The organism is Agrococcus sp. ARC_14 (assembly GCF_022436485.1).
Taxonomy (GTDB): Bacteria; Actinomycetota; Actinomycetes; order Actinomycetales; family Microbacteriaceae; genus Agrococcus.
This window is the reverse complement of record NZ_JAKUDO010000001.1, coordinates 1669575-1691558: the sequence shown is the minus strand read 5'-3', so window position 1 is coordinate 1691558 and position 21984 is coordinate 1669575. Positions and strand designations below refer to the sequence as shown.

The window sequence follows — 21984 nt, the reverse complement described above, 5'->3', positions numbered from 1 at the left end:
CTGCGACGCTAGAAGCCGAAGCGACCCAGCTGCTTCGGGTCGCCCTGCCACTCCTTCGCGACCTTCACACGCAGGTCGAGGTGCACCTGCGTGCCGAGGACGCGCTCGATCTCGGCCCGCGCATCCGCCCCCACCTGCCGCAGCCGCGAGCCGCCCTTGCCGATGATGATGCCCTTCTGGCTGTCGCGCTCGACCCAGAGGTTGGCGTAGACGTCGGTGAGGTCGCGGCCCTCGCGCGGCACGATGTCGTCGATCGTCACCATGATCGAGTGCGGCAGCTCGTCGCGCACGCCCTCGAGCGCGGCCTCGCGCACGAGCTCGGCGATGCGCACCATGACCGGCTCCTCGGTGGTCGTCTCGGCCTCGTAGAGCGGCGGTCCCACCGGCAGCAGCGCGATCAGCTGGTCGACGAGCACGTCGAGCTGGGTGCCCTTCACCGATGACAGCGGCACGATGGCATCCCACTCGCGAAGCTCGGAGACCGCGAGCAGCTGAGCGGCGACGGCCTGCTTGGAGCCGAGGTCGGTCTTCGTCACGATCGCGATCTTCTTCGCGCGCGGAAAGCCCTCGAGCTGCTGGTCGATGTAGCGGTCGCCGGTGCCGATCGCCTCGTCGGCGGGGATGCACAGGCAGATCACGTCGACGTCGCCGAGGGTGGCCTTGACGACCGAGTTGAGCCGCTGACCCAGCAGCGTGCGGGGCTTGTGCATGCCGGGGGTGTCGACGATCACGAGCTGCGCGTCGTCACGATGGACCACGCCGCGGATGGCGTGCCTGGTGGTCTGCGGCTTCGACGAGGTGATGGCGATCTTCTCGCCCACCAGCGCGTTCATGAGCGTCGACTTGCCCGCGTTGGGGCGCCCGACGAAGGTGACGAAGCCGCTGCGGTGGCCGGCGCGGCGCTGCGCCTCTCGCCCGGTGTCCACCTGCTCGGGCTGCTGGTCCTGGTGCTGATCGTCGTGCGTCATGCTGCCCCCTCGGCTGCTGTGCGCTGCTGGGGCGAGGCCGCGCGCCGCACCGCCATCTCTCCCGCGCTGCGGCCGCGGCCGTCGATCGACCGCACCTCGATGCGCAGCCCATCCGTCTCGACCACGTCGCCGACCTCCGCGATGCGTCCCAGCGCCTTCTGCACGAGCCCGCCGACGGTGTCGACGTCCTCGTCGTCGAGGTTGAGCCCGAAGAGGTCGCCGAGCTCGTCGATCTGCAGACGGGCGGAGACGTGCCAGACGCCATCTCCCGCATCCACTGCCGCTGCCGTGCCCCTGTCGTGCTCGTCGTGGATCTCGCCGACGAGCTCCTCCACGAGATCCTCGAGCGTCACGAGCCCCGCGATGCCGCCGTACTCGTCGACGACCATGGCCACGTGCATCCGCTCTGCCTGCATGAGCGCGAGCGTGTCGTCGGCCTTCTTCGACTCCGGCACCAGGATGGCCGGACGCGCCAGATCGACTGCGGTCTCGACCGAGTCGGGTCGCCAGGTGCGGCTGCGCACGACATCGCGCAGGTAGAGCATGCCCTCGATCTCGTCGGTCGACTCCCCCACCACCGGCATGCGCGAGAGGCCGTTGTCGAGGAACTGCCGCAGCGCATCCTTCGCCGAGGTGTCGCGCTCGACGACGATCATGTCGGGGCGCGGCACCATGACCTCGCGCACGAGGGTCTCGTTGAACTCGAAGATCGAGTGGATGAGCTCGCGGTCGTCGTCCTCGAGCACGTCGCTCTCGGTCGCGGCGTCGACCATCGACAGCAGCTGCGCCTCGGTCGCGAAGGCCGTCTCGCGCTGGCGGCCGGGCGTCACCTTGTCGCCGACGGTCACGACGAGCGAGGCGATCGGCCCGGTCAGCACGCGCCAGAAGCGGATGAAGCCGGCGGATGCGCGGAGCAGGTCGACGGCGTGGGCGCGGCCGACCGCGCGGGGGCTGGAGCCGACCAGCACGAACGAGATGACGATCATCGCGCCACCGGCGACCAGCAGCGTGATCCACCACTCGACGACGAGGGAGTCGACGGCGAGCGTGATGAGCACGGCGGCGATCGTCTCGCACATGATGCGGCCGAACTGCAGCGTCATGATGTGGCTGCGCAGGTCGTCGGCGATCGCGAGCATCGCGCGGCCGCGGCGCGACTGCTTCGCGGCCTCCTGCAGCTCTGCGCGCGAGACCACGCCGAGCGCGGCGTCGCACGCGGCGAGCCAGGCACCGAAGGCGACCAGCAGCGCCGCGACGATGAAGAGGACGGTCTCGAACATCAGCCCGCCTGGCCGGGCGCGCTGTCGTGCTGCGCGAACGCGGCAAGCAGCTTGTCCTGCAGCGCGAACATCTCTTCGCGCTCGGCCGGCTCCGCGTGGTCGAAGCCGAGCAGGTGCAGCAGACCGTGGGTGGTCAGCAGCCGCAGCTCGGCCATCAGGCTGTGGCCGGCCTCCTTCGCCTGCTCGAGCGCGACGTCGGGGCACAGCACGATGTCGCCCAGCAGACCGGGGGGCGCGATCCGGTCGGATGAGCCGGGGCGCAGCTCATCCATGGGAAAGGAGAGCACATCGGTGGGGCCGGGCTCGTCCATCCACTGCACGTGCAGCTGCTCCATCGCGGGGACGTCGACGAGGGCGATCGACACCTCGGCGTCGGGATGCACGAAGAGCTGCTGCAGGTCGAAGGTCACGAGTCGCAGCAGCTGCGCCTCGTCGATCGTCGCGCCAGACTCGTTGAGCAGGTCGATCGACATCAGCTGCGCCTTCCGCGGTTGTGGTGCTGCGTCTTGCGCGCGTCGCGCGCCATCTGCCGCTGGTCGTGCTCGGTGTAGGCGTCGACGATCTCCCCCACGAGCGTGTGCCGCACCACGTCTGCGCTCGTCAGGGTCGCGAAGTGGATGTCGTCGATGCGCCCGAGCACCTGCTTCGCGACCTGCAGCCCCGAGGTGCCGGCCGGCAGGTCGACCTGCGTGGCATCGCCCGTCACGACCATCTTCGAGCCGAAGCCGAGGCGGGTGAGGAACATCTTCATCTGCTCGGGACTGGTGTTCTGCGCCTCGTCGAGCACGATGAAGGAGTCGTTGAGCGTGCGCCCTCGCATGTAGGCGAGCGGGGCGACCTCGACGACGCCGGTGGCGAGCAGCTTCGGCAGCAGCTCGGGATCCATCATCTCGTTGAGCGCGTCGAAGAGCGGCCGCAGGTAGGGGTCGATCTTGTCGGTGAGGGTGCCGGGCAGGAAGCCCAGCCGCTCGCCTGCCTCGACCGCGGGGCGCGTCAGGATGATGCGGCTGACCTCCTTGCGGTGCAGCGCCTGCACAGCCTTGGCCATCGCCAGGTAGGTCTTGCCGGTGCCCGCGGGGCCGATGCCGAACACGATCGTGTGCTCATCGATGGCCTCGACGTAGGAGCGCTGCCCCTCCGTCTTCGCGCGGATCGACTTGCCCTTGGAGGTCAGGATGACCTCCCCGATCGCGTCGGCGAGGCTGCGCGAGGAGTCCTGCCGCAGGATGCGCGATCCCTCGCCCACCTCGGTGCCGGTGAGATCGGTGCCCTGCCGCACGAGGTCGACGAGCTCCTGCACGAGCCGCGTCGCGACCTCGACCTCTTCCTCGGGCCCGGTGAGCGTCACCAGGTTGCCCCGCACCGCCACCTGCACGGCCGGATGCTCATGCTCGAGGCGCGTGAGCAGTCTGTCCTGCGGCCCCAGCAGCCGCACCATCTCGATGCCGTCGATCTCGATCGACTGCGTTTCGTCAGGCAAGCGAACCCTCTCCAAGCGTTCCCGCGAGCACGTGGGCGTGCGCGTGGAACACGGTCTGTCCGGCGAGCTCGCCGGTGTTGAACACGAGGCGGAAGTCGCCCTCGGCGCGCTCTCGCGCGATCGCCTGTGCCGCCTGCACCATCTCTGCGAGCAGCTCGGGATCGCCGGCGGCCAGCTCGACGACGTCGCGGTAGCTGGCCGTCTTCGGCACCACCAGCACGTGCATCGGCGCCTGCGGATGGATGTCGGTGAACGCGATGATGCGATCGTTCTCGAGCACGATCTCCGCAGGGATCTCGCGCGCGACGATCTTCTCGAACAGTGTGGTCTCAGCCATGCGGCCAGCCTACCTTCGCGCTTCGAGCCGGGAGCAGTGGGGCATCAGAGGTGGAAGCGGTCACGCATCTTGGCGAAGAGGCCCTGCTTGAACTGCGCCAGCTGCGGCCCTGGCGCCTTCGTGCGCTCGCGCAGCTCGCGCAGCAGCTCCTCGGTGCGGCGGTCGGTCTTCGTCGGCGTCAGCACCTGCACGCCGAGCTTGAGGTCGCCGCGGCCGGGGCCGCGCAGGCGCGTGACGCCGCGGTCGCCGACGGTGATGACGTCACCCGACTGCGTGCCGGCGCGCACCTCGACCTCGACGGGACCGTCGATGCCCTCCACCGTCGCGCGCGTGCCGAGCGCCGCATCCGGCATCGACACCTCGACGGTGCCGAGCAGGTCGTCGCCGTCGCGGCTGAAGATGTCGTGATGACGCACGTTGACCTCGAGGTAGAGCGTGCCGGCGGGGCCACCGCCCTCGCCCACCTCGCCCTGACCCGGCAGCTGGATGCGCAGACCCGTGTCGACGCCCGCGGGAATGTCGACGGGAATGGTGCGCTCCGCGCGCACGCGGCCGTGGCCGGCGCAGGTCTGGCACGGCTGCGGGATGACGGAGCCGTAGCCCTGGCAGACCGTGCACGGCTGGCTGGTGACGACGTTGCCGAGCAGCGAGCGGACCTGCCGCTGCACGTGGCCGGAGCCGCCGCACTGCGTGCAGCGCTCGGGGCTCGTGCCCGGCGCGGTCGCAGCGCCGGAGCACGTCTCGCACAGCACGGCGGTCTGCACGCGCAGCTCGCGGTGCACGCCGAAGACCACGTCGGCCAGGTCGAGGTCGACGCGCAGCAGGCTGTCCTGCCCGGGCTGCCTGCGCGAGCGCGGACCGCTCGATCGGCCGCCGCCGCCGAAGAACTGCTCGAAGATGTCGCCGAAGCCGAACGAGCTCGCCCCTGTGGTCGGGCCGCGGTCGTACTCGGCACGCGACTGCGGGTCGCCGAGCACGTCGTACGCGTGCGTGACGTCCTTGAAGCTCTCCGCCGCGTCGTCGCCCGGGTTGACGTCCGGGTGCAGCTGGCGGGCCAACCTGCGGTAGGCCTTCTTGATCTCGTCCTGACCGGCGTCGCGCGCGACGCCGAGGGTCTCGTAATGGTCTGTCACTCAGTCCTCACTCAGCAGCCGCGTGAGGTAGCGCGCCACTGCGCGCACCGCGGCCATGTTTCCTGCGTAGTCCATCCTGGTCGGGCCCAGCACCCCGATGTGGCCCTCAGAGCCACCCGTGCTGTAGGTCGAGGCCACCACAGCGGTCTCGCCGAGCGGCCCGGTGAGCTCGCGCCCGATACGGGTGGCGACCTCGCTCTCGACACCCATCTCGTCGAAGAGCCGCAGCAGCGTCACCTGCTCCTCGATGGCGTCCAGCACGGGTGTCACCGTGCCCTGGAAGTCTCGCTCCTCGCGCACGAGGTGCGAGGCGCCGGCCATCACGATGCGGTTGCCGCCGCCCACTTGCAGCATCTCGCTCAGCGCGTGCGCGACCGCACCGGTCGCCGCCCGGAGCACGGTGGGGGCGGATGCGGTGACAGCCGTGAGGCGCAGGATGGCCTCTGCGGGCGCGAGCTCGGCGATGGTCTCGGTGAACGCCCGCCCGAGGGCGGTCGCCTGCTCGGGATCGATGCGCTGCTGCGCGTCGACGACGCGCTGCTCGACCCTGCCCGTGTCGAGGATCAGCACCGCCAGCAGTCGGTGCTCGACGACGGCAATGAGCTCGACGCGACGCACGAGCGCATGGCGGCGGATCGGCACCTGCACGAGCGCCACCTGGTTCGTGAGCTGCGAGAGCAGCCGCGCGGTGCGATCGAGCACGTCCTCGCGATCGAGGGACTCGTCGAGGAAGCGCGTGATCGCGATGCGCTGCACATGCGTGAGCGGCTGCATGCGCTGCAGCCGGTCGACGAAGACACGGTAGCCCTTGTCGGTCGGCACGCGCCCAGAGGACGTGTGGGGAGCCGCGATGAGCTCCTCCTCCTCCAGCAGCGCCATGTCGTTGCGGATGGTCGCGGCTGAGACGCCGAACGCATGGCGCTCGACGATCGACTTGGAGCCGACGGGCTCGCGGAGCGCGACGTAGTCCTGCACGATCGCGCGGAGCACGTCGAGGCCACGATCCGAGACCATCCGTGCTCCTCTCCGCTGCGGGCCAGGGCTCACCCCGCGCCCTGGCACTCTCCACTGCTGACTGCCAATCCTATCGCGCGGCGCGCACTTCTCATCCGACGCACAGCCGATCAGGCGCACAATGGCTCCAGCGCACCGGCCCAGCGTTGCGCGCCGACCATTCACGAAAGGCACGCCATGTCCGATCCGAACGCCCCCCGCGCGGAGGGCAACGATCCCGCCGAGCAGCCCGTCGACGGCTTCGCCGTCACCGACGAGCAGCACGCAGCGCCCAGCGCTCCGGCCGCTCCTGGTCTCGGCGAGCCCGCGCAGTCCTTCTCCTCCCCTGCTGCCGACCCCGCGCCGCAGGAGCCCAGCCAGCCCGCCTTCGGCGCAGCCGAGCCGAGCCAGGACTGGCAGCACGGCCAGCAGCAGCCCGCAGCAGGGCAGCCCGGCGACTTCGGCCAGCCGGCCCAGCCGACTCCGCCCTATGGCGGCAGCGCACCCGCCGCCGGGCAGCAGGGCAGCGCGCCCGCCTACGGCCAGCCGCAGCAGGGTCAGCCCGGCCAGCCCACCGGCGCACCGCAGTACGGCGCACCGCAGCAGGGCCAGCCGCCCTACGGCCAGCCCGACCAGCCGCACCAGGGCCAGCCGCACCTGGGGCAGCCGCAGTACGGCGCTCCCGGCCAGCCGCAGTACGGCGCTCCGGGTCAGCCGCAGTACGCGGCATCGGCTCCGATGGCCCCGGTCGACGAGAAGAACGCCGGCATGTGGGGGCACCTCTCCGGCCTGTCGACGATCGTCACGGGCGGCTACGGCGGCTGGATCGGCCCGCTGATCGTCTTCCTGATCTACAAGGACCGCAGCGCGTTCGCGAAGCAGGAGTCGAAGGAGGCGCTGAACTTCGGCATCTTCATGACGATCCTGACCGTCGGCATGATCGTGCTCGGCACGATCCTGAGCTTCGTGGGCATCGGCTTCATCCTGCTGGCGCTGTGGTGGCTCCCGGGCCTGCTGCAGGTGATCTTCTCGATCATCGGCGCCGTGCGGGTGAACAACGGTGGCTCGTACCGCTACCCGTTCAACTGGCGCATGATCAGCTGATTCACGGCAGCAGCCGACGCACCACCGCGTCGGCCAAGAGCCGCCCTCGCAGCGTCGGGACCACCCGCCCGGCGAGGGCGGCTCTTCCGTCTGCCAGGCCCTCGGCGACGAGCCCCGCGACGGCGTGGCGGCCCTCGGCCTCGAGCACGTCGAGCGGCAGCCCGTCGGCGATGCGCGACTCGAGCAGCACGCGCTCGACGCGGCGGGTCTCGTCGTCCAGCACCTCGCGCGCGAGCGCCGGCGACGTGCCGGCCAGTAGCCGGTCGCGGTAGGCGGCCGGATGCTTGACGTTCCACCAGCGCACGCCGCCGACGTGGCTGTGGGCGCCAGGGCCGAACCCCCACCAGTCGTGGCCGCGCCAATAGGCCAGGTTGTGACGCGCCGTGCGCCCGCCGCGGGCCCAGTTGGACACCTCGTACCAGGTGTAGCCCGCGCGGCCGAGCGTCGCATCCGCCGCCTCGTACATCGCGGCCTGCAGGTCGTCGTCGGGTGCGATGAGCTCACCACGGCGTATGCGGCGGGCGAGGGCCGTGCCGTCCTCGACGATGAGTGCGTAGGCGGAGATGTGATCTGGGTCCATCGCGACGGCCGCGTCGAGCGAGCGCTGCCAGTCGTCGAGCGACTCCCCCGGCGCGCCGTAGATGAGGTCGATGCTGACCTCGAGGCCTGCGTCGCGCGCCCACGCGACGACCTGCGGCACGCGCTCCGGGTCGTGCGTGCGGTCGAGGGCGGCGAGCACGTGCGGCACCGCCGACTGCATGCCGAAGGAGACGCGCGTGATGCCGCCCGCCTTGAGCTGCGCGAGGCCTGCAGCATCGATCGAATCGGGGTTGGCCTCGGTGGTGACCTCCGCGCCCTCGGCCAGGCCGAAGGCATCCGTCACGCCCTGGAGCATCGTGACCAGATCGACCGCCGGCAGCAGCGTGGGGGTGCCGCCGCCGAAGAAGACGGTCTGCATGGGGCGCAGCGGACCGAGCTCCGACAGCACGTCGCGCGCGAGGACGATCTCGGCGGCGACGTCGGAGTGGTAGCCCGCCCTGGTCGCGCCCCGCAGCTCGTCCGCGGTGTAGGTGTTGAAGTCGCAGTAGCCGCAGCGCACCGAGCAGAACGGCACGTGGATGTACGCGCCGAAGGGCGCGGCGACCGCGGTGTCGGCGGGCAGGCGTCCGTCCGTCGGCCCGGTCTCGCCCTCAGGCAGCTTGCCCACGGTCAGCGCACGTCGATGGACCGCAGCACATCCATGTAGCGCTCGTGGTACCTGTGGCGGGTGGCCTTGGCGACGGGCGCGCCGACCTTGACCCACCACTTGGCGTTGCGCACGATGGCGCGGAAGTGCAGGAAGACCGTCTCGTCCTCGGCGATCTCGATCGTGAAGCGCTCCTCGCCGGCCTCGGGGTGGCCGTCGAGCGTGCCGAGGATGACGCCGTGGCTGTTCGCCTCGTCCTCGACCGCGATCACGCGCATGGGCGCGTGGATCTGCAGACCGACGAGGCGGATGCGCTGGTCGACGGAGTCGCCGGGCTGCAGGAACGGCTCGCCGTCTGGCCCGAAGTCCTGCTGCGGCTCGATGCTGGCGGCGCGAGTCGCGTCGGTGCCGTCGAAGCCGACCGGGCGGTAGGTGCTGCCGCTCTCGGTGCCGACCACGTCGACCTCGATGCCGGCGAGGCGCTGGATCTTCCAGGTGCGCAGCGCGGCGACGGCGGCGTCGTAGCGCGGGCGGCCGTGGCCGATGCGGCTGCGCAGCTGCACGACCTCGAAGCCCTTCGGCGGGAAGCGGTGGAAGTCGAAGTGCGACGTGGCGCCGACCGCGCCGTAGTTCGTCGCGCGATCGCGGATGGGCTTGCTCACTGGGTCGTCTCCCTCACTGGGCTGCCGTGCTCACTTGGCATCCTTCTTCGTCTCTCCGCTCGAGAGGGCAGCGATGAAAGCCTCCTGGGGGACCTCGACGCGGCCGACCATCTTCATGCGCTTCTTGCCCTCCTTCTGCTTCTCGAGCAGCTTGCGCTTGCGGGTGATGTCGCCGCCGTAGCACTTGGCGAGCACGTCCTTGCGGATCGCGCGGATCGTCTCCCTGGCGATGATGCGTGCGCCGACGGCGGCCTGGATCGGCACCTCGAACTGCTGCCTCGGGATGAGCTCCCGCAGCTTGCCGACCATGAGCACGCCGTACGAGTAGGCCTTGTCGCGGTGCACGATGGCGCTGAAGGCATCCACCTGCTCGCCCTGCAGCAGGATGTCGACCTTGACGAGGTCGCCCTCCTCCTCGCCGTCGACCTCGTAGTCGAGCGAGGCGTAGCCCTGCGTCTTCGACTTCAGGTGGTCGAAGAAGTCGAAGACGATCTCGCCCAGCGGCAGCCGGTAGCGCAGCTCGACGCGATCCTCCGAGAGATACTCCATGCCGTTGAGCGTGCCGCGTCGCGACTGGCAGAGTTCCATGATCGCGCCCACGTAATCCTTGGGCGCCAGGATCGTCGCGCGCACCATCGGCTCGACGACCGAGCTGATCTTGCCCTCGGGGAACTCGCTCGGGTTGGTGACCGTGTGCACCGCGCGATCCTCGCTGTGCACCTGGTAGATGACGCTCGGGGCGGTGGCGATCAGGTCGAGGTCAAACTCGCGACGCAGTCGCTCCGTGATGATCTCGAGGTGCAGCAGGCCGAGGAAGCCGCAGCGGAATCCGAAGCCGAGGGCGACGGAGGTCTCGGGCTCGTAGACGAGCGCGGCGTCGGAGAGCTTGAGCTTGTCGAGCGCCTCGCGCAGCACCGGGTAGTCGCCGCCGTCGAGCGGGTAGATGCCGGAGAAGACCATGGGCTTCGGCTCGGCGTAGCCCTTGAGCGCCACGGTGGCAGGTGTGCGAGCGGTCGTGACGGTGTCGCCGACCTTCGACTGGCGCACATCCTTCACGCCGGTGATGAGGTAGCCGACCTCGCCGACCGCGAGCCCCTTCGAGGGCTTGGGCTCGGGGCTCGAGACGCCGATCTCGAGCAGCTCGTGCTTGGTGCCGGTCGACATCATCTGGATCTGCTCGCGCGGGCCGAGCCGGCCGTCGATCATGCGCACGTAGGTGACGACGCCGCGGTAGGAGTCGTAGACGGAGTCGAAGATCATCGCGCGGGCGGGGCCGTCGACAGTGCCGCTGGGTGCCGGGACGGATCCCACGACGCGGTCAAGCAGCTCGGCGACGCCCTCGCCGGTCTTGCCGCTCACCCGCAGCACGTCTGCCGGGTCGCCGCCGATGAGGCCTGCGATCTCTGCCGCGTACTTCTCCGGGTCTGCGGCGGGCAGGTCGATCTTGTTGAGCACCGGGATGATCTCGAGGTCGTTCTCCATCGCCAGGTAGAGGTTGGCGAGGGTCTGCGCCTCGATGCCCTGCGCCGCGTCGACCAGCAGGATCGCGCCCTCGCAGGCGGCGAGCGAGCGGCTCACCTCGTAGGTGAAGTCGACGTGCCCGGGAGTGTCGATCATGTTGAGGGCGAAGGTCTTGCCGTCGAGCTCCCACGGCATGCGCACGGCCTGCGACTTGATCGTGATGCCGCGCTCGCGCTCGATGTCCATGCGGTCGAGATACTGCGCACGCATGGAGCGGTCGTCGACGACGCCGGTCAGCTGCAGCATCCGGTCGGCGAGGGTCGACTTGCCATGGTCGATGTGCGCGATGATGCAGAAGTTGCGAATCTGCGCCGGATCGGTCGCGGCAGGCTCGAGGGCCTTGGTCGCTCGGGGGCTCACGGGTCCTTCTCGTCGGGAAGCTCAGTGGTGCCGCTGGATGGTGCAGTGCGGAAGGTCCTATTCTTCCACAGCGGATGCGGTCACTCGCGTTGCGAGCGGCGGGCGCGCGCTGGTAGCATCGTTCGTTGGCTTCCCCTGCTTCTGCGCGCCCCACGCGCGAGGGCGGGTTGCGGCGGGCTCTGGCGAGCACTAGCCGCCGCCGAACACTCATCGATCAGGACAGGACACCACGTGGCGAACATCAAGTCGCAGATCAAGCGCATTCTCACCAACCAGAAGGCGACCGACCGCAACCGCGCCGCCAAGAGCGAGCTCCGCACCGCTGTGCGCGAGGCACGCAAGGCCATCGCCGCCGGTGACAAGGCCGTCGCACAGGAGAAGGTCACGCTTGCCAACCGCAAGCTCGACAAGGCCGTCTCCAAGGGCGTCATCCACCGCAACCAGGCCGCGAACCGCAAGTCGTCGATCGCGAAGCAGGTCGCAGCGCTCTGAGCAGCGTCGCACGCGGCTGAGCCGCACGCTCGAAGAGGGGTCCCGGTCGGGGCCCCTCTTCTGCGTCTGTGGACTGGCAGCGGCCCGGCTACCGCCGGATCGCCCGCCTCCCGCGAACGAGTGGCGCTTCCCGCGATCGATTGGCGCCTCCCGCGAACGAGTGGCGCCTTCTGTGAACGAGTGGCGCGAATAGGCGCCACTCGATGTCGGGAGGCGCCACTCGATGTCGGCGGGCGCCACTCGATGTCGGGAGTCGCCCATCGATGCCGCACGACGCCGCTCAGCGTGCGAGCGCACTGACGTCAGCTGTCGCGGCGGGCGACTCAGCGCTCGGCGAGCTGGCGCACCAGGCGCTCGACCGCGTGCTGCGGGTCGCGCTCCGCGCCCTTCACGGCGTGGTCAGCGTGCGCGATGGACTCGATCGCGTCGCAGAGGCTCGCGTCGGTGAAGCTGCGCAGGTCCTTGCGGGCGTTGCGCACCTGCCAGTCCTGCATGCCGAGCTGCCGCGCGGCCTGGCCGTCGCCGCCGCCCGCGCCGGAGACCTTGGCGAGCTGGCGGAAGCGCATGGCGAAGGCCGCGACGATCGGCACCGGGTCGGCGCCGGTCGCGATCGCGTGCCGCAGCGTGACGAGCGCCTTCGCAACGTCGCGCGCGATCACCTCATCGACGACCGCGAAGGCCGTCGTCTCGACGCGGCCGGCGTAGTAGGTGCGCACCACCTGCTCGGTGACGGGCCCCTCCGTGTCGAGCGCCACCTGCCGCACGGCGTTGGCGAGCTCAGCGATGTCGGAGTGGAACGCGTCGACGAGTGCAGCGATCGCGCCGGGCGTCGCCTCGCGCTCGAGCAGCCGCAGCTCGTTGCGGGCGAAGGGCACCATGTCTCCCTTGCCGAGCGGCTGGCAGACGACCTCGATCGCACCTGGCATCTTCCGGATCGCGTCGAGCAGCTTCTTGCCGCGCACCGTCGAGCCGTCGTGGCGGATGACGAGGGTCGTGCCGTCGACGGGCTGCGCTATGTAGCGGAGCGCGTCGGTGATGAACGCATCCGTCGCCTTCACGCCGTTCTCGACCCGCACCAGTCGCGGCTCATCGAACAGCGAGGGGCTCGCGATCAGCTCGAGTGCGCCGTCGTTGTACTGCCCGGCATCGACGTCCGAGACCTCGAGATCCGGATCCTCCATGACGAGCAGCGCCCGCAGCCGCTGCATCGCGCGGTCGGCGAGGAACGACTCCTTGCCGAACACCAGCACGACGGGCGCAGGAGACACCTGCTCCCAGCCGATCTTGGGGATGCTCGCTGCCATGCGTTCAGCCTACGGCCCGCTGCCAACAGGCTCGGTCGCCCCCGAGCCACCGACGCGCTCCGTCCAGACCCGCACGCCCGCCTCGTCGACCGCGAGCGCGATCGTGCCGAGCTCGTCGGTGCGCAGCGGCACCCCGCCGCTCTCCTGCACGAGCCGCATGGCCGCATCCGTCGGGTGCCCGTAGTCGTTCTCACCGACGCCGATGAGGCCGGCGGATGCGGCGATGCGGTGGTAGAGCGCGGGCAGCTGGTCGGCGGAGCCGTGGTGCGCGACCACCACCACCGCCGCGGATGGCAGGCCGGCGCGCAGCAGCCGCGACTGCGACTCGGCACCCAGGTCGCCGAGCACGACGAGCTCGAGCCCACCGCCGGGCAGGTCGATCGACACCGCGACGCTCGCGTCGTTGCCGGGCTCCACCTCGCCGACGGGCCAGAGCGCCTCGACCCGCACCTCCCCGACCTGCCACGCGTCGCCTCGGCTGGCCTGCTGCGTCGCTGCGCCGCCCGCGGCGAGCTCCTCCACCACCGGCACCGCGCGCTCGTCGAGCGGCCCGTGCACGAGCAGCCCGGTGCGACCGACGAGCGCGGGCGAGCCACCGGAATGATCGACGTCGAAGTGCGTCAGCACCAGCAGATCGACGCCCTGCACACCGAGCATGCTGAGGCACCGCTGCACGAGCGCGGGATCCTCGCCGGTGTCGACGAGCAGGACCGCGCCGCCGTGCCGCACGAGGGTCGCGCTCCCCTGCCCCACGTCGCACTGCGCGACGCGCCAATCGGCGAGCGAGCCCAGCCGGATGCTCGGCCACGCCGCGCCGAGACCCACGACGAGGCCGAGCACGAGCGCCCCGGCCACACCGCGCGCGAGCAGGCGCCGCGCATGGCCGACGACGACGAGGGCGAGCATGACGGATGCGGCCACCACACCCCAGGGCGCGACCGGCCACGGGGTCTGGGCGGCGGGCAGCTGCTGCGCGAGCATCGCGACCTGCGCGATCCAGGCCGCGGGCAGCCACGCGACCCACGCCAGGCCGACCGCCACAGCCGGAGCCAGCGGCGCTGCCAGGCACGCGGCGAGCCCCACCACCGTGACGATGGGAGCCGCGGGACCGGCCAGCAGGTTCGCCAGCACCGAGACGAGGCTGACGCGGGCATCGAGCGCGACGAGCACCGGCATGCACCACAGCTGCGCCGCGAGCGGCACCGCGATGAGGGCGGCGATCGGCATCGGCAGCCACCGCGACAGCACGTTCGCGATCGCCCGGCCGTGCACGATCAGGCCGCAGGTGGCAAGCGCCGAGAGCGCGAAGCCCGCGCTCGTCGCCAGGTGCGGCTGCATCGCGAGCACGACGAGCACGGCCAGCGACAGCAGCGCGACGGCGCCGGCGCGCCGGCCCGTGGCGATGCCGAGCAAGCCGATCGAGGCCATCGCGCCTGCGCGCACGACGGAGGGCTCCGGCGTGACCAGCACGACGAATGCCGCGAGGGCTCCCAGTGCCACCGCGACCCGCACCGAACGGCGCGCGCCCAGGGCCGCGGCGGCCAGGAACGCGGCGCCCACGACGATCACGCAGTTCGCCCCCGACACCGCGGTGAGGTGCGACAGGCCGGTGTCGAGCATCGCGGTGCGCAGCTGCGGGCTGACGCGTCGCTCGTCGCCGATGGAGAGGCCCGGCAGCAGCTCTCCCCCGACGCCCGGCAGCTGTGCGGATGCCTGCAGCAGCCCGTCGCGCAGCGGCCCCGCCCATGCCGACCAGGCCGCGGGCTCAGCGACCTCGAGCTCGGAGCACGTCAACAGCCAGCGGGAGCCGTCGAGCCACGCGTCGCACGGCCCGGTGGCTGTGCCGCCGATCGTGAGCGCGGCATCCGACACCCGCAGCAGCAGCGCGCTGCGCAGCATGCCGCCGCCCAGGCTCGCGCCGTCGCAGCCCGTCACCACCACCTCGGTCGGCGCAGCCTGCCCGAGCAGCAGCAGGCTGAGCTCGTCGCACTCCTCGAGCCCGGTCGCCACCACCGCGTCGGCGCCCAGCAGCAGCGGGCACGCGAGGGCGGCACCCAGCGCGAGCGTGCGCAGCACCGCGACGCCGTCCCACGCTGCACTGCGCCCACCCGCCAACCATGGCGACAGCCGCCGGGACCACAGGTGCGCGCCCAGCAAGCACGCGGCGGCGATACCCGCCGCCAATGCTGCCGCAACGCCCAGCACCGCCCCGTTCCCGCTCAGCGCCGCCAGCACGGCCCACGCGATCGCAACGGGCAGCGCGAGCCGCAGGTCGCGCATCAGCGCACGCCCCGAGTCACGGCGACATCCGGTGCCACTGCGGCGCCGGCCGTGCATCGCCTGCCGTTGGCACCGCGGCGCCCATCCTCACAGCGCCAGCCGTCCTCGCAGCGCCAGCCGCTCGCACAGCGCCACCCAGGCTCACAGCGCCACCAGCGGCGTCAGCGTCGCCAGCAGCGCGGGCCCGATGCCGGGCACGTCGTCGAGCTGCGCGATGTCGGTGAACGGACCGTGCTCGTCGCGGTGCGCCATGATCGCCGTCGCCAGCGACGGCCCGACGCGTGGCAGCGCCTCGAGCGCAGCCTGGTCGGCGCGGTTGAGCGAGACCAGCCCGCCCGCGCCAGGGCCGGTGCCTCCGTCGCCCGCCTCAGCAGCGCTCGACTGCTCGTCGACGGTCGGCACCAGCAGCTGCTCGCCATCCACGAGCGGCCGCGCAAGGTTCAGCGCACCGGGTGCCGCCGCATCTGCCGTGCCGCCCGCCCTCGCCAGCGCGTCGAGCACCCGCGATCCCTGCGGCAGCCGGTAGACGCCCGGCTGTGCGACCGCGCCCTGCACATCGATGACGAGCTCGGCCGTCGCAGTCGCCACCGGGGTCGGCAGCACCGCGGCAGGCTGCGCGTCCACCACCATCCGCTGCGCGACGCCGCCGGCAACGGCGCCGAGCACGAGCAGCACCGCGGCCCCCGCGCCCAGCCGCCAGCGCGCATCCGTTCCGGCCATGCCGGGCACGGTAGGGCGGATGCGTCTGGGCGCGTCAGCGGTGAGCGCCCGGCTGTGGAGGTCGGCGCGTGAGGCGCAGATCCGTGCCCGGTCGCCCGTGGCGGCCCTGCTTCGCGAGCGACGCTGTCGGCGCCCGGCAGCGGAGCCGCTACAGCGTGCCGGTGAGCACTCCGCCGTCGACGCGCAGCGCGGCGCCGTTGGTCGCGGACGCCAGCGGGCTCGCGAGGTAGGCGACGAGGTTTGCGATCTCATCCGGCTCGATGAACCGCTCGAGCAGCGTCGTCGGATTCTGGCCGATGATCGCATCGCGCATCTGCTCGACCGGGACGCGCTGTGCGGCGGCGATGCCCGCCACGGTCGCCGCGACACCGTCGGAGTAGGTGGGGCCACCCAGCACCGAGTTGACCGTGACCGACGTGCCGCGCGTGCGCTTCGCAAGCCCGTTGGCGAGCGCGAGCGCCGCTGCTTTGGTCGCGCCGTAATGCACCATGTCGGCGGGCACGTTCACGCCCGACTCGCTGCTGACGAAGATGATCCGCCCCCATCCTCGCTCGAGCATGCCAGGGAGCACGTGGCGGGAGAGTCGGACGCCGCTCATGACGTTCACCTCGAAGTAGCGCGCCCATGCCTCGTCGGGGATCGTCTCGAACTCGGCGAGGCCGAACAGCCCCACGTTGTTGACGAGGATGTCGATGCGCTCGAGCGATGAGAGCAGCACCTCCACCTCCTCCGGCTCGCCGAAGTCGGCTGCGAAGCCCGACGGATCAGACCCCGGCACTTCCTGTCGGAGGCGATCCACGGCAGCCTCGACCCGAGCCGGATCCCGGCCGTTCAGCGTCAGCCGCCCGCCCTCGCGGGCGATCGCGGCAGCGATCGCGTACCCGATGCCCTGCGTCGAACCGCTCACGAACGCAGTCTTCCCCGACAGCTTCAGATCCATGTCGACCCCTCTCTTGAGTTGCTTGCTCAAGCAAGCGTCAATTCGACGATATCACTTGCTTAGGCAACCAATTACGTCGGTCGAGCACGGTGCCGTACCCTTTCGCCATGGCGATCGAGTCCTCACCTGCAGCGTTGCCGCCCGCACAGCTCGAGATCTGGGCGGCGCTCGCCACGCTCCTGGAGCGCCTTCCCTCGGCGCTCGATGCGCAGCTGCAGCGCGACAGCGGCCTGACGCACTTCGAGCACGGCTTGCTCTACGCCCTCGATACCGCGCCCGACCGCAGTCTGCGCATGAGCGTGCTCGCCGACTTCGCGAGCGCAACCCTGTCGCGACTCTCCCGCGCCGTCACACGCCTCGAGGCGAAGGGTTGGGTGCGCCGCGAGCCCGACCCAGGCGACGGACGCATCACGCTCGCCAGCCTCACCGAGGAGGGCCATCGAGCGGTAGCGCGAGCCGCTCCCGCGCACCACGCGCTCGTGCAGCAGCTTGTGTTCGACACGCTGAGCGACGCGCAGGCCCGACAGCTGGGCGTGATCAGCCGGCGCATCGCCGAGGCTGTCGACGCGGCGCCAACATGGCGTCCGCCGTCGAGCGACGACTCGGCGGGAGGCTCGAGCGCACGGCGACGACCCAAGCCCGGCGCCGAGCGCTAGCGGGTGACCCCCGCCGCTCAGCCGATCACGAAGTTGACCAGGCGCGGCGCGCGCACGATCGCCTTCCGGATCCCCGCGTCGCCGATCGCGCGCACCACACCTGGCAGCTCGCGCGCGGCGGCCTCCAGGTCGGCCTCCGTGATGTCGGCGGCGACCTCGAGCTTGTCGCGCACCTTGCCATTGACCTGCACGACCGCCGTCACCGACTGCTCGACGAGCAGCGAGCGATCCGCCTTGCGCCAGCCTGCGTTGGCGACCGAGGGCTCGAAGCCCAGGTTCGCCCACATGTCCTCCGCCGTGTAGGGCGCGAAGAGCGACAGGCCCAGCGCGATCGTCTCCACGGCTTCACGCACGGCAGGATCTGCCGCGCCTGGGCCCGCATCGATGGCCTTGCGCGTCGCGTTCGTCAGCTCCATGAGGCGCGCGACGACCACGTTGAACTTCATGCCCTCGATCAGCCCCGGCGCATCCGCCAGGAACCTGTGGGTCTCGCGGCGCAGGCCGGCGTCCCCGGGCTTGGGGTCGGAGCCCCGCTTGGCCAGCGGCTCGTTCGAGAGCCGCCAGGCGCGCGCCAGGAACTTCTGCGAGCCGGTGGGACTGACGTCCTTCCAGTCGATGTCGTCCTCGGGCGGGCCTGCGAACGACATCGTCAGGCGCACCGCGTCGACGCCGAAGCGCTCGAGCTCCTCGGAGAGCGTGACGAGGTTGCCCTTCGACTTCGACATCTTCGCGCCGTCGAGGATCACCATGCCCTGGTTGAGCAGCGACTCGAAGGGCTCCGTGAACGGCACGTGGCCGAGGTCGAAGAGCACCTTCGTGATGAAGCGCGCGTAGAGCAGGTGCAGGATGGCGTGCTCGACGCCGCCGACGTAGCGGTCGACCGGTGCCCAGCGCTCGACCTGCTTGCGGTCGAACGGCTGCGTGGAATCCTGCGGGTTGAGGAAGCGCAGGTAGTACCAGGACGAGTCGACGAAGGTGTCCATCGTGTCGGCGTCGCGCCTGGCAGGCGTGCCGTCGATCGGCGACGGCACGTTCACCCAGTCCTCGGCCGCGCCCAGCGGGCTCGTGCCCTTCGGCTTCAGATCGAGCCCCGCCGAGTCGGGCAGCGTGACGGGCAGCTGCTCGAACGGCACCGGCACCTCCTGCCCGTCTTCGGTGTGGATGATCGGGATGGGCGTGCCCCAGTAGCGCTGCCGGCTCACGAGCCAGTCACGCAGCCGGTAGGACTTCGCGGCGCGGCCGGCGCCCTTGGCCTCCAGCAGCTGCACCATGCGGCCGATCGCGTGCGCCTTCGAGAGGCCGTCGAGCTCGCCGGAGTTGATCAGACGACCGTCGCCGGTGAGCGCCTCGCCAGTGGACTTCGGGTCGAGCGGCGCCAGGTCTTCGGGCCAGACGGCGTTGCCGTCCTCGTCGAGCGGGATCTGCGGCATGACGCCCGTCACCGGCGCATTCGTGTCGACGACCACCGTCACCGGCAGGTCGAAGGCACGCGCGAAGTCGAGGTCGCGCTGGTCGTGCGCGGGCACGGCCATGACGGCGCCGTGGCCGTAGTCGGCGAGCACGTAGTCGGCGGCCCAGACCGGCAGCCGCTCGCCCGTGAGCGGGTGGATCGCCCAGCGGCCGAGGTCGACGCCCGTCTTCACGCGCTCGGTGCTCTGCCGGTCGATCTCGGTCAGCCTGCCGACGTCGTCCACATAAGCCTGGAACCGCATCCGCACCTCAGCGTCGGCGCCAGCCGCCAGCTCTGCTGCCAAGTCGGAATCGGGTGCGACCACCATGAAGGTGGCGCCGTAGAGCGTGTCGGGGCGCGTCGTGAAGACCGGCACGCGGCCGGCGTGGCCCTCGATCTCGAACTCCACCTCTGCGCCGATCGAGCGCCCGATCCAGTTGCGCTGCATGCGCAGCACCTTCTCGGGCCACCGGCCCTCGAGCTGGTTCAGGTCGTCGAGCAGGCGGTCGGCGTAGTCGGTGATCTTGAAGTACCACTGCGTGAGCTTCTTCTTCACGACCGGGGTGCCGCAGCGCTCGCACGCGCCGTCGACGACCTGCTCGTTCGCGAGCACCGTCTGGTCCTTGGGGCACCAGTTGACGTTGGAGGGCTTGCGGTAGGCCAGGCCGGCCTTGTAGAGCTCGAGGAAGAGCCACTGGTTCCACTTGTAGTACTGCGGGTCGGAGGTGTGGAGGATGCGGTCCCAGTCGAACGCGGTGGCGTACGCGCGCATCGAGCGCTTGTGCTGCTCGATGTTCGACTCGGTCCACTCCTTCGGGTCGATGCCGCGCTGGATCGCCGCGTTCTCGGCGGGCAGGCCGAAGGAGTCCCAGCCGATCGGGTGCAGCACGTTGAAGCCCTGCTGGCGCCAGTAGCGCGCGAGCACGTCGCCGTACGCGTACGACTCCGCGTGACCCATGTGGAGGTCGCCGGAGGGATACGGGAACATGTCGAGCACGTACTTGCGCGGGCGCGTGTCGCTCTCGTCGTCGGTCGCGAAGGGTCGCAGGGTGTCCCACACGGGCAGCCAACGCTGCTGGATGCGGGCGAAGTCGTAGATCTCGTCGGTCACTGATGCTCCTGGATGGCGCACGCCGTCGGCGGCGGATGCGGCTCTCAAGTCTAGGCGCGACCGCGGATGCGTGCGTCGTGCCAGAATCGTCCGAGGGACGTCAAGGAGGTGGTCGGTGCCGGAGTTCGAGAACCCGCCAGCGACCGTCGACGTGCCCGCGTCGCGCGTGACGCGAATCGTCGCGGTCGACGCGCCGGTCGCCACGGTGTGGCGCTGCCTGGTCGAGCCTGACCTGCTCGCACAGTGGCTGGGCGATATCGCGGCCTTCCCCGACGGCGTCGTGCCGGGCGCCATGGGTCGCTTCGCCTGGACGGGCGAGGTCGTGCTGGCCGCCCGCATCCAGGAGGTCGTGCCGCAGGCGCGCTTCTGCTTCGAGTGGGCGGAGGGCATCCTCTCCGGCCGCGCCTCGACGGTCGAGATCACCCTTGCCGAGATCGACGGCGGAACGCAGATGCACCTGGTCGAATCCGACTTCCCGCTCGAGGGCGACGACGCCACCCGGCGCGGGGCGCTGCGCTCGCTCGCCGCGGGCTGGACGGTCGAGCTCGACGAGCTCGTCGACCTCGCCGAGTCGCTCGACGCCTGACCGATCGCTCTCGCCGAGCTTCCCGGGTCGTGCGTTCCCGCGCGCAACCGCGCGATCTCGGGAGGCTCGCCGTCAGCGCGGCACGAGCGAGGCGAGCAGTGCCGCCGCCTTCACGTGCAGCTCCTCCACCTCGAAGGCGGGCTCTGACAGCGCCGTGACGCCGCCACCGACCCCGATGTGCGTGCCGTGCTCATCCGCGACGACGCTGCGGATGACCATCGCCAGCTGGCAGGTCTCCCCCGCGACCAGCCCGAAGCATCCGGAGTAGACGCCGCGCCTGCCGCCCTCGAGCGCCTGCAGCAGCTCGACGGTGCGGCGCTTGGGCGCACCGGTCATGGAGCCTGCCGGGAACAGCGCGCGCACGGTATCGAGCGGCCCGAGCCCCGGCAGCAGGCGGCCGCGCACCGTCGAGACGAGCTGGTGGACGGTCGGGTAGGTCTCGACCGCGAGCAGGCTCGTCACCTCGACCGAGCCCGGCGCGCACACCCGCTGCAGGTCGTTGCGGCACAGATCGACGATCATGACGTTCTCGGCCCGCTCCTTCTCGCTCTCGAACAGCTCGAGCGCGAGCGCGGCGTCGTCGCCGCCTGATGCAGCACCGCGCCGCCGCGTGCCCTTGATCGGTCGCGTCGTCGCGATGCCCTGCTCGACGCGGAGGAAGGTCTCCGGGCTCGCGCTCGAGACGGTCACGCCCGCGATGCGCAGCAGGCCGCCGTGGTGCACGGGGCTCGCGGCGCGCAGCCGAGCGTGCGTCGCGATCGCGTCGATGGGCGGCGCCGCGATCGCGGTCGTCAGGCACAGCACGTAGGAGTCGCCCTCGCGGATGTGCTCGCGGCAGCGCTCGACCTTCTCGGCGTAGCCGGCGTCGTCGTCGCGCCAGCGCAGCAGGCTGCTGTCGAGCGTCTTCGCGGATGGCTGGCGCACCGGCGCAGCCTCGAGCGACCACGGCTCGCCGTCACGCGACTGCAGCTGCGCCTCCCCGTCGGCGACGACGAGCCAGCGATCGAGCAGCAGCCACGCCGCTTCGGGGAAGCGCCCGGCGCCCAGGCTGTCTGCGCCCGGCCCGCGCTCGTCTGTGCCCTCCGCGCCGGGCGCGAGCCCGAGCATCCGCACGCCCGCCTCGTAGCCGAACCAGCCGACCCAGGCACCGGGATGCGTGGCGCGAGCAGCCTCGAGCGCGGCGACGGCGTCGCCGGCGAGCGGCTCGCCGTCGAGGAACGCCTCCCCGTCGTGCATCACGAGCGCATGCGCCCCGGTGCCGATGACGTGATCGCCGTCGGAGGACGAGTCGAGCCACACGACGTCGTCGCTCGCCGACTCGAGGGCGGCGAACGCGGCCTCCGGGGTGAGGTCGCTCGGCACCGCCCAGCGCGCACCGAGGTGCGGCAGGAGCGGCGCAGAGGTCGCTGGCATAGGGTCGA

At 71.1% G+C, this 21984-nt stretch carries 20 protein-coding genes; 4 read left to right on the top strand and 16 right to left on the bottom strand.

Annotated features, from left to right (window positions below):
- Nucleotides 1–8: 8 nt before the first annotated feature.
- Genes era through hrcA form a run of 7 tightly spaced genes read right to left on the bottom strand, consistent with a single transcriptional unit; the run spans nt 9 to nt 6212 of the window.
- Entirely contained in the window at nt 9–968 is a 960-nt protein-coding gene (gene era / locus MKD51_RS08355; RefSeq protein ID WP_240239863.1) for a GTPase Era, read from the bottom strand.
- Nucleotides 965–2248 carry a hemolysin family protein gene (locus tag MKD51_RS08350; RefSeq protein ID WP_240239862.1) on the bottom strand — a complete coding sequence of 428 codons (1284 nt, stop codon included), beginning with the start codon at nt 2246–2248 and terminating at the stop codon, nt 965–967. The genes era and MKD51_RS08350 overlap by 4 nt, the downstream gene beginning before the upstream one ends.
- Nucleotides 2248–2721, bottom strand: coding sequence for an rRNA maturation RNase YbeY (gene ybeY / locus MKD51_RS08345; RefSeq protein WP_240239861.1), 474 nt, complete (start codon nt 2719–2721; stop codon nt 2248–2250). The genes MKD51_RS08350 and ybeY overlap by 1 nt, the downstream gene beginning before the upstream one ends.
- Nucleotides 2721–3686: a PhoH family protein gene (locus MKD51_RS08340; protein ID WP_240240888.1), complete on the bottom strand. Its 966-nt coding sequence runs from the start codon at nt 3684–3686 to the stop codon at nt 2721–2723. Before MKD51_RS08340 ends, ybeY begins: the two co-directional genes overlap by 1 nt.
- A gap of 34 nt (nt 3687–3720) precedes the next feature.
- Nucleotides 3721–4065, bottom strand: a complete 345-nt coding sequence (locus MKD51_RS08335; protein WP_240239860.1) for a histidine triad nucleotide-binding protein — start codon at nt 4063–4065, stop codon at nt 3721–3723.
- Nucleotides 4066–4109: 44 nt separating this feature from the next.
- The gene (gene dnaJ / locus MKD51_RS08330; protein ID WP_240239859.1) at nt 4110–5198 is read right to left on the bottom strand and encodes a molecular chaperone DnaJ; all 1089 of its coding nucleotides are present in this window, start codon (nt 5196–5198) and stop codon (nt 4110–4112) included.
- Nucleotides 5199–6212 (bottom strand): heat-inducible transcriptional repressor HrcA, encoded by a 1014-nt coding sequence (hrcA, locus tag MKD51_RS08325; protein WP_240239858.1) that lies wholly within the window; start codon nt 6210–6212, stop codon nt 5199–5201.
- A gap of 177 nt (nt 6213–6389) precedes the next feature.
- Here hrcA and MKD51_RS08320 point away from each other — a divergent pair, with 177 nt between their 5' ends.
- On the top strand, nt 6390–7295 hold the full coding sequence (locus MKD51_RS08320) for a DUF4870 domain-containing protein (protein ID WP_240239857.1): 906 nt from the start codon (nt 6390–6392) through the stop codon (nt 7293–7295).
- Between the two features lies 1 nt (nt 7296).
- On the opposite strand, the gene hemW is transcribed toward MKD51_RS08320, so the two are convergent.
- The 3 genes from hemW to lepA are packed head-to-tail and all read right to left on the bottom strand — an operon-like array spanning nt 7297 to nt 11024.
- Nucleotides 7297–8502 (bottom strand): radical SAM family heme chaperone HemW, encoded by a 1206-nt coding sequence (hemW, locus tag MKD51_RS08315; RefSeq protein WP_240239856.1) that lies wholly within the window; start codon nt 8500–8502, stop codon nt 7297–7299.
- Nucleotides 8503–8504: 2 nt separating this feature from the next.
- The gene (locus MKD51_RS08310) at nt 8505–9143 is read right to left on the bottom strand and encodes a DUF1990 domain-containing protein (protein ID WP_240239855.1); all 639 of its coding nucleotides are present in this window, start codon (nt 9141–9143) and stop codon (nt 8505–8507) included.
- A 30-nt stretch (nt 9144–9173) separates the two neighbouring features.
- A complete protein-coding gene (gene lepA / locus MKD51_RS08305) occupies nt 9174–11024 on the bottom strand; it encodes a translation elongation factor 4 (RefSeq protein ID WP_240239854.1) in 1851 nt (616 codons plus the stop codon).
- 231 nt (nt 11025–11255) lie between these two features.
- Here lepA and rpsT point away from each other — a divergent pair, with 231 nt between their 5' ends.
- Nucleotides 11256–11516 (top strand): 30S ribosomal protein S20, encoded by a 261-nt coding sequence (gene rpsT, locus MKD51_RS08300; RefSeq protein ID WP_240239853.1) that lies wholly within the window; start codon nt 11256–11258, stop codon nt 11514–11516.
- Between the two features lie 323 nt (nt 11517–11839).
- Here rpsT and holA read toward each other — a convergent pair whose 3' ends face one another.
- The 4 genes from holA to MKD51_RS08280 form a co-directional block, all read right to left on the bottom strand.
- The gene (gene holA, locus MKD51_RS08295; RefSeq protein ID WP_240239852.1) at nt 11840–12820 is read right to left on the bottom strand and encodes a DNA polymerase III subunit delta; all 981 of its coding nucleotides are present in this window, start codon (nt 12818–12820) and stop codon (nt 11840–11842) included.
- 9 nt (nt 12821–12829) lie between these two features.
- Entirely contained in the window at nt 12830–15100 is a 2271-nt protein-coding gene (locus tag MKD51_RS08290; RefSeq protein ID WP_240239851.1) for a ComEC/Rec2 family competence protein, read from the bottom strand.
- A 141-nt stretch (nt 15101–15241) separates the two neighbouring features.
- Nucleotides 15242–15820 (bottom strand): ComEA family DNA-binding protein, encoded by a 579-nt coding sequence (locus tag MKD51_RS08285; protein ID WP_240239850.1) that lies wholly within the window; start codon nt 15818–15820, stop codon nt 15242–15244.
- Between the two features lie 148 nt (nt 15821–15968).
- Nucleotides 15969–16760, bottom strand: a complete 792-nt coding sequence (locus MKD51_RS08280) for an SDR family NAD(P)-dependent oxidoreductase (protein WP_240239849.1) — start codon at nt 16758–16760, stop codon at nt 15969–15971.
- 107 nt (nt 16761–16867) lie between these two features.
- Between MKD51_RS08280 and MKD51_RS08275 the strand changes: the two genes are divergently transcribed.
- On the top strand, nt 16868–17416 hold the full coding sequence (locus MKD51_RS08275; RefSeq protein WP_240239848.1) for a MarR family transcriptional regulator: 549 nt from the start codon (nt 16868–16870) through the stop codon (nt 17414–17416).
- A 17-nt stretch (nt 17417–17433) separates the two neighbouring features.
- Here the strand turns inward: MKD51_RS08275 and leuS are convergent, their stop codons facing one another.
- Nucleotides 17434–19977, bottom strand: coding sequence for a leucine--tRNA ligase (leuS, locus tag MKD51_RS08270; protein WP_240239847.1), 2544 nt, complete (start codon nt 19975–19977; stop codon nt 17434–17436).
- 115 nt (nt 19978–20092) lie between these two features.
- Here leuS and MKD51_RS08265 point away from each other — a divergent pair, with 115 nt between their 5' ends.
- A complete protein-coding gene (locus MKD51_RS08265; RefSeq protein ID WP_240239846.1) occupies nt 20093–20563 on the top strand; it encodes an SRPBCC domain-containing protein in 471 nt (156 codons plus the stop codon).
- 72 nt (nt 20564–20635) lie between these two features.
- Here MKD51_RS08265 and MKD51_RS08260 read toward each other — a convergent pair whose 3' ends face one another.
- Nucleotides 20636–21976, bottom strand: a complete 1341-nt coding sequence (locus MKD51_RS08260; RefSeq protein ID WP_240239845.1) for an anthranilate synthase component I family protein — start codon at nt 21974–21976, stop codon at nt 20636–20638.
- Nucleotides 21977–21984 lie beyond the last annotated feature (8 nt).

Coding starts and splice junctions, on each gene's coding strand:
- era (WP_240239863.1), bottom strand. CDS start 968: ATGACGCACGACGATCAGCACCAGGACCAGCAGCCCGAGCAGGTGGAC.
- MKD51_RS08350 (WP_240239862.1), bottom strand. CDS start 2,248: ATGTTCGAGACCGTCCTCTTCATCGTCGCGGCGCTGCTGGTCGCCTTC.
- ybeY (WP_240239861.1), bottom strand. CDS start 2,721: ATGTCGATCGACCTGCTCAACGAGTCTGGCGCGACGATCGACGAGGCG.
- MKD51_RS08340 (WP_240240888.1), bottom strand. CDS start 3,686: ATGGTGCGGCTGCTGGGGCCGCAGGACAGACTGCTCACGCGCCTCGAG.
- MKD51_RS08335 (WP_240239860.1), bottom strand. CDS start 4,065: ATGGCTGAGACCACACTGTTCGAGAAGATCGTCGCGCGCGAGATCCCT.
- hrcA (WP_240239858.1), bottom strand. CDS start 6,212: ATGGTCTCGGATCGTGGCCTCGACGTGCTCCGCGCGATCGTGCAGGAC.
- MKD51_RS08320 (WP_240239857.1), top strand. CDS start 6,390: ATGTCCGATCCGAACGCCCCCCGCGCGGAGGGCAACGATCCCGCCGAG.
- holA (WP_240239852.1), bottom strand. CDS start 12,820: ATGGCAGCGAGCATCCCCAAGATCGGCTGGGAGCAGGTGTCTCCTGCG.
- MKD51_RS08290 (WP_240239851.1), bottom strand. CDS start 15,100: ATGCGCGACCTGCGGCTCGCGCTGCCCGTTGCGATCGCGTGGGCCGTG.
- MKD51_RS08285 (WP_240239850.1), bottom strand. CDS start 15,820: ATGGCCGGAACGGATGCGCGCTGGCGGCTGGGCGCGGGGGCCGCGGTG.
- MKD51_RS08280 (WP_240239849.1), bottom strand. CDS start 16,760: ATGGATCTGAAGCTGTCGGGGAAGACTGCGTTCGTGAGCGGTTCGACG.
- MKD51_RS08275 (WP_240239848.1), top strand. CDS start 16,868: ATGGCGATCGAGTCCTCACCTGCAGCGTTGCCGCCCGCACAGCTCGAG.
- MKD51_RS08260 (WP_240239845.1), bottom strand. CDS start 21,976: ATGCCAGCGACCTCTGCGCCGCTCCTGCCGCACCTCGGTGCGCGCTGG.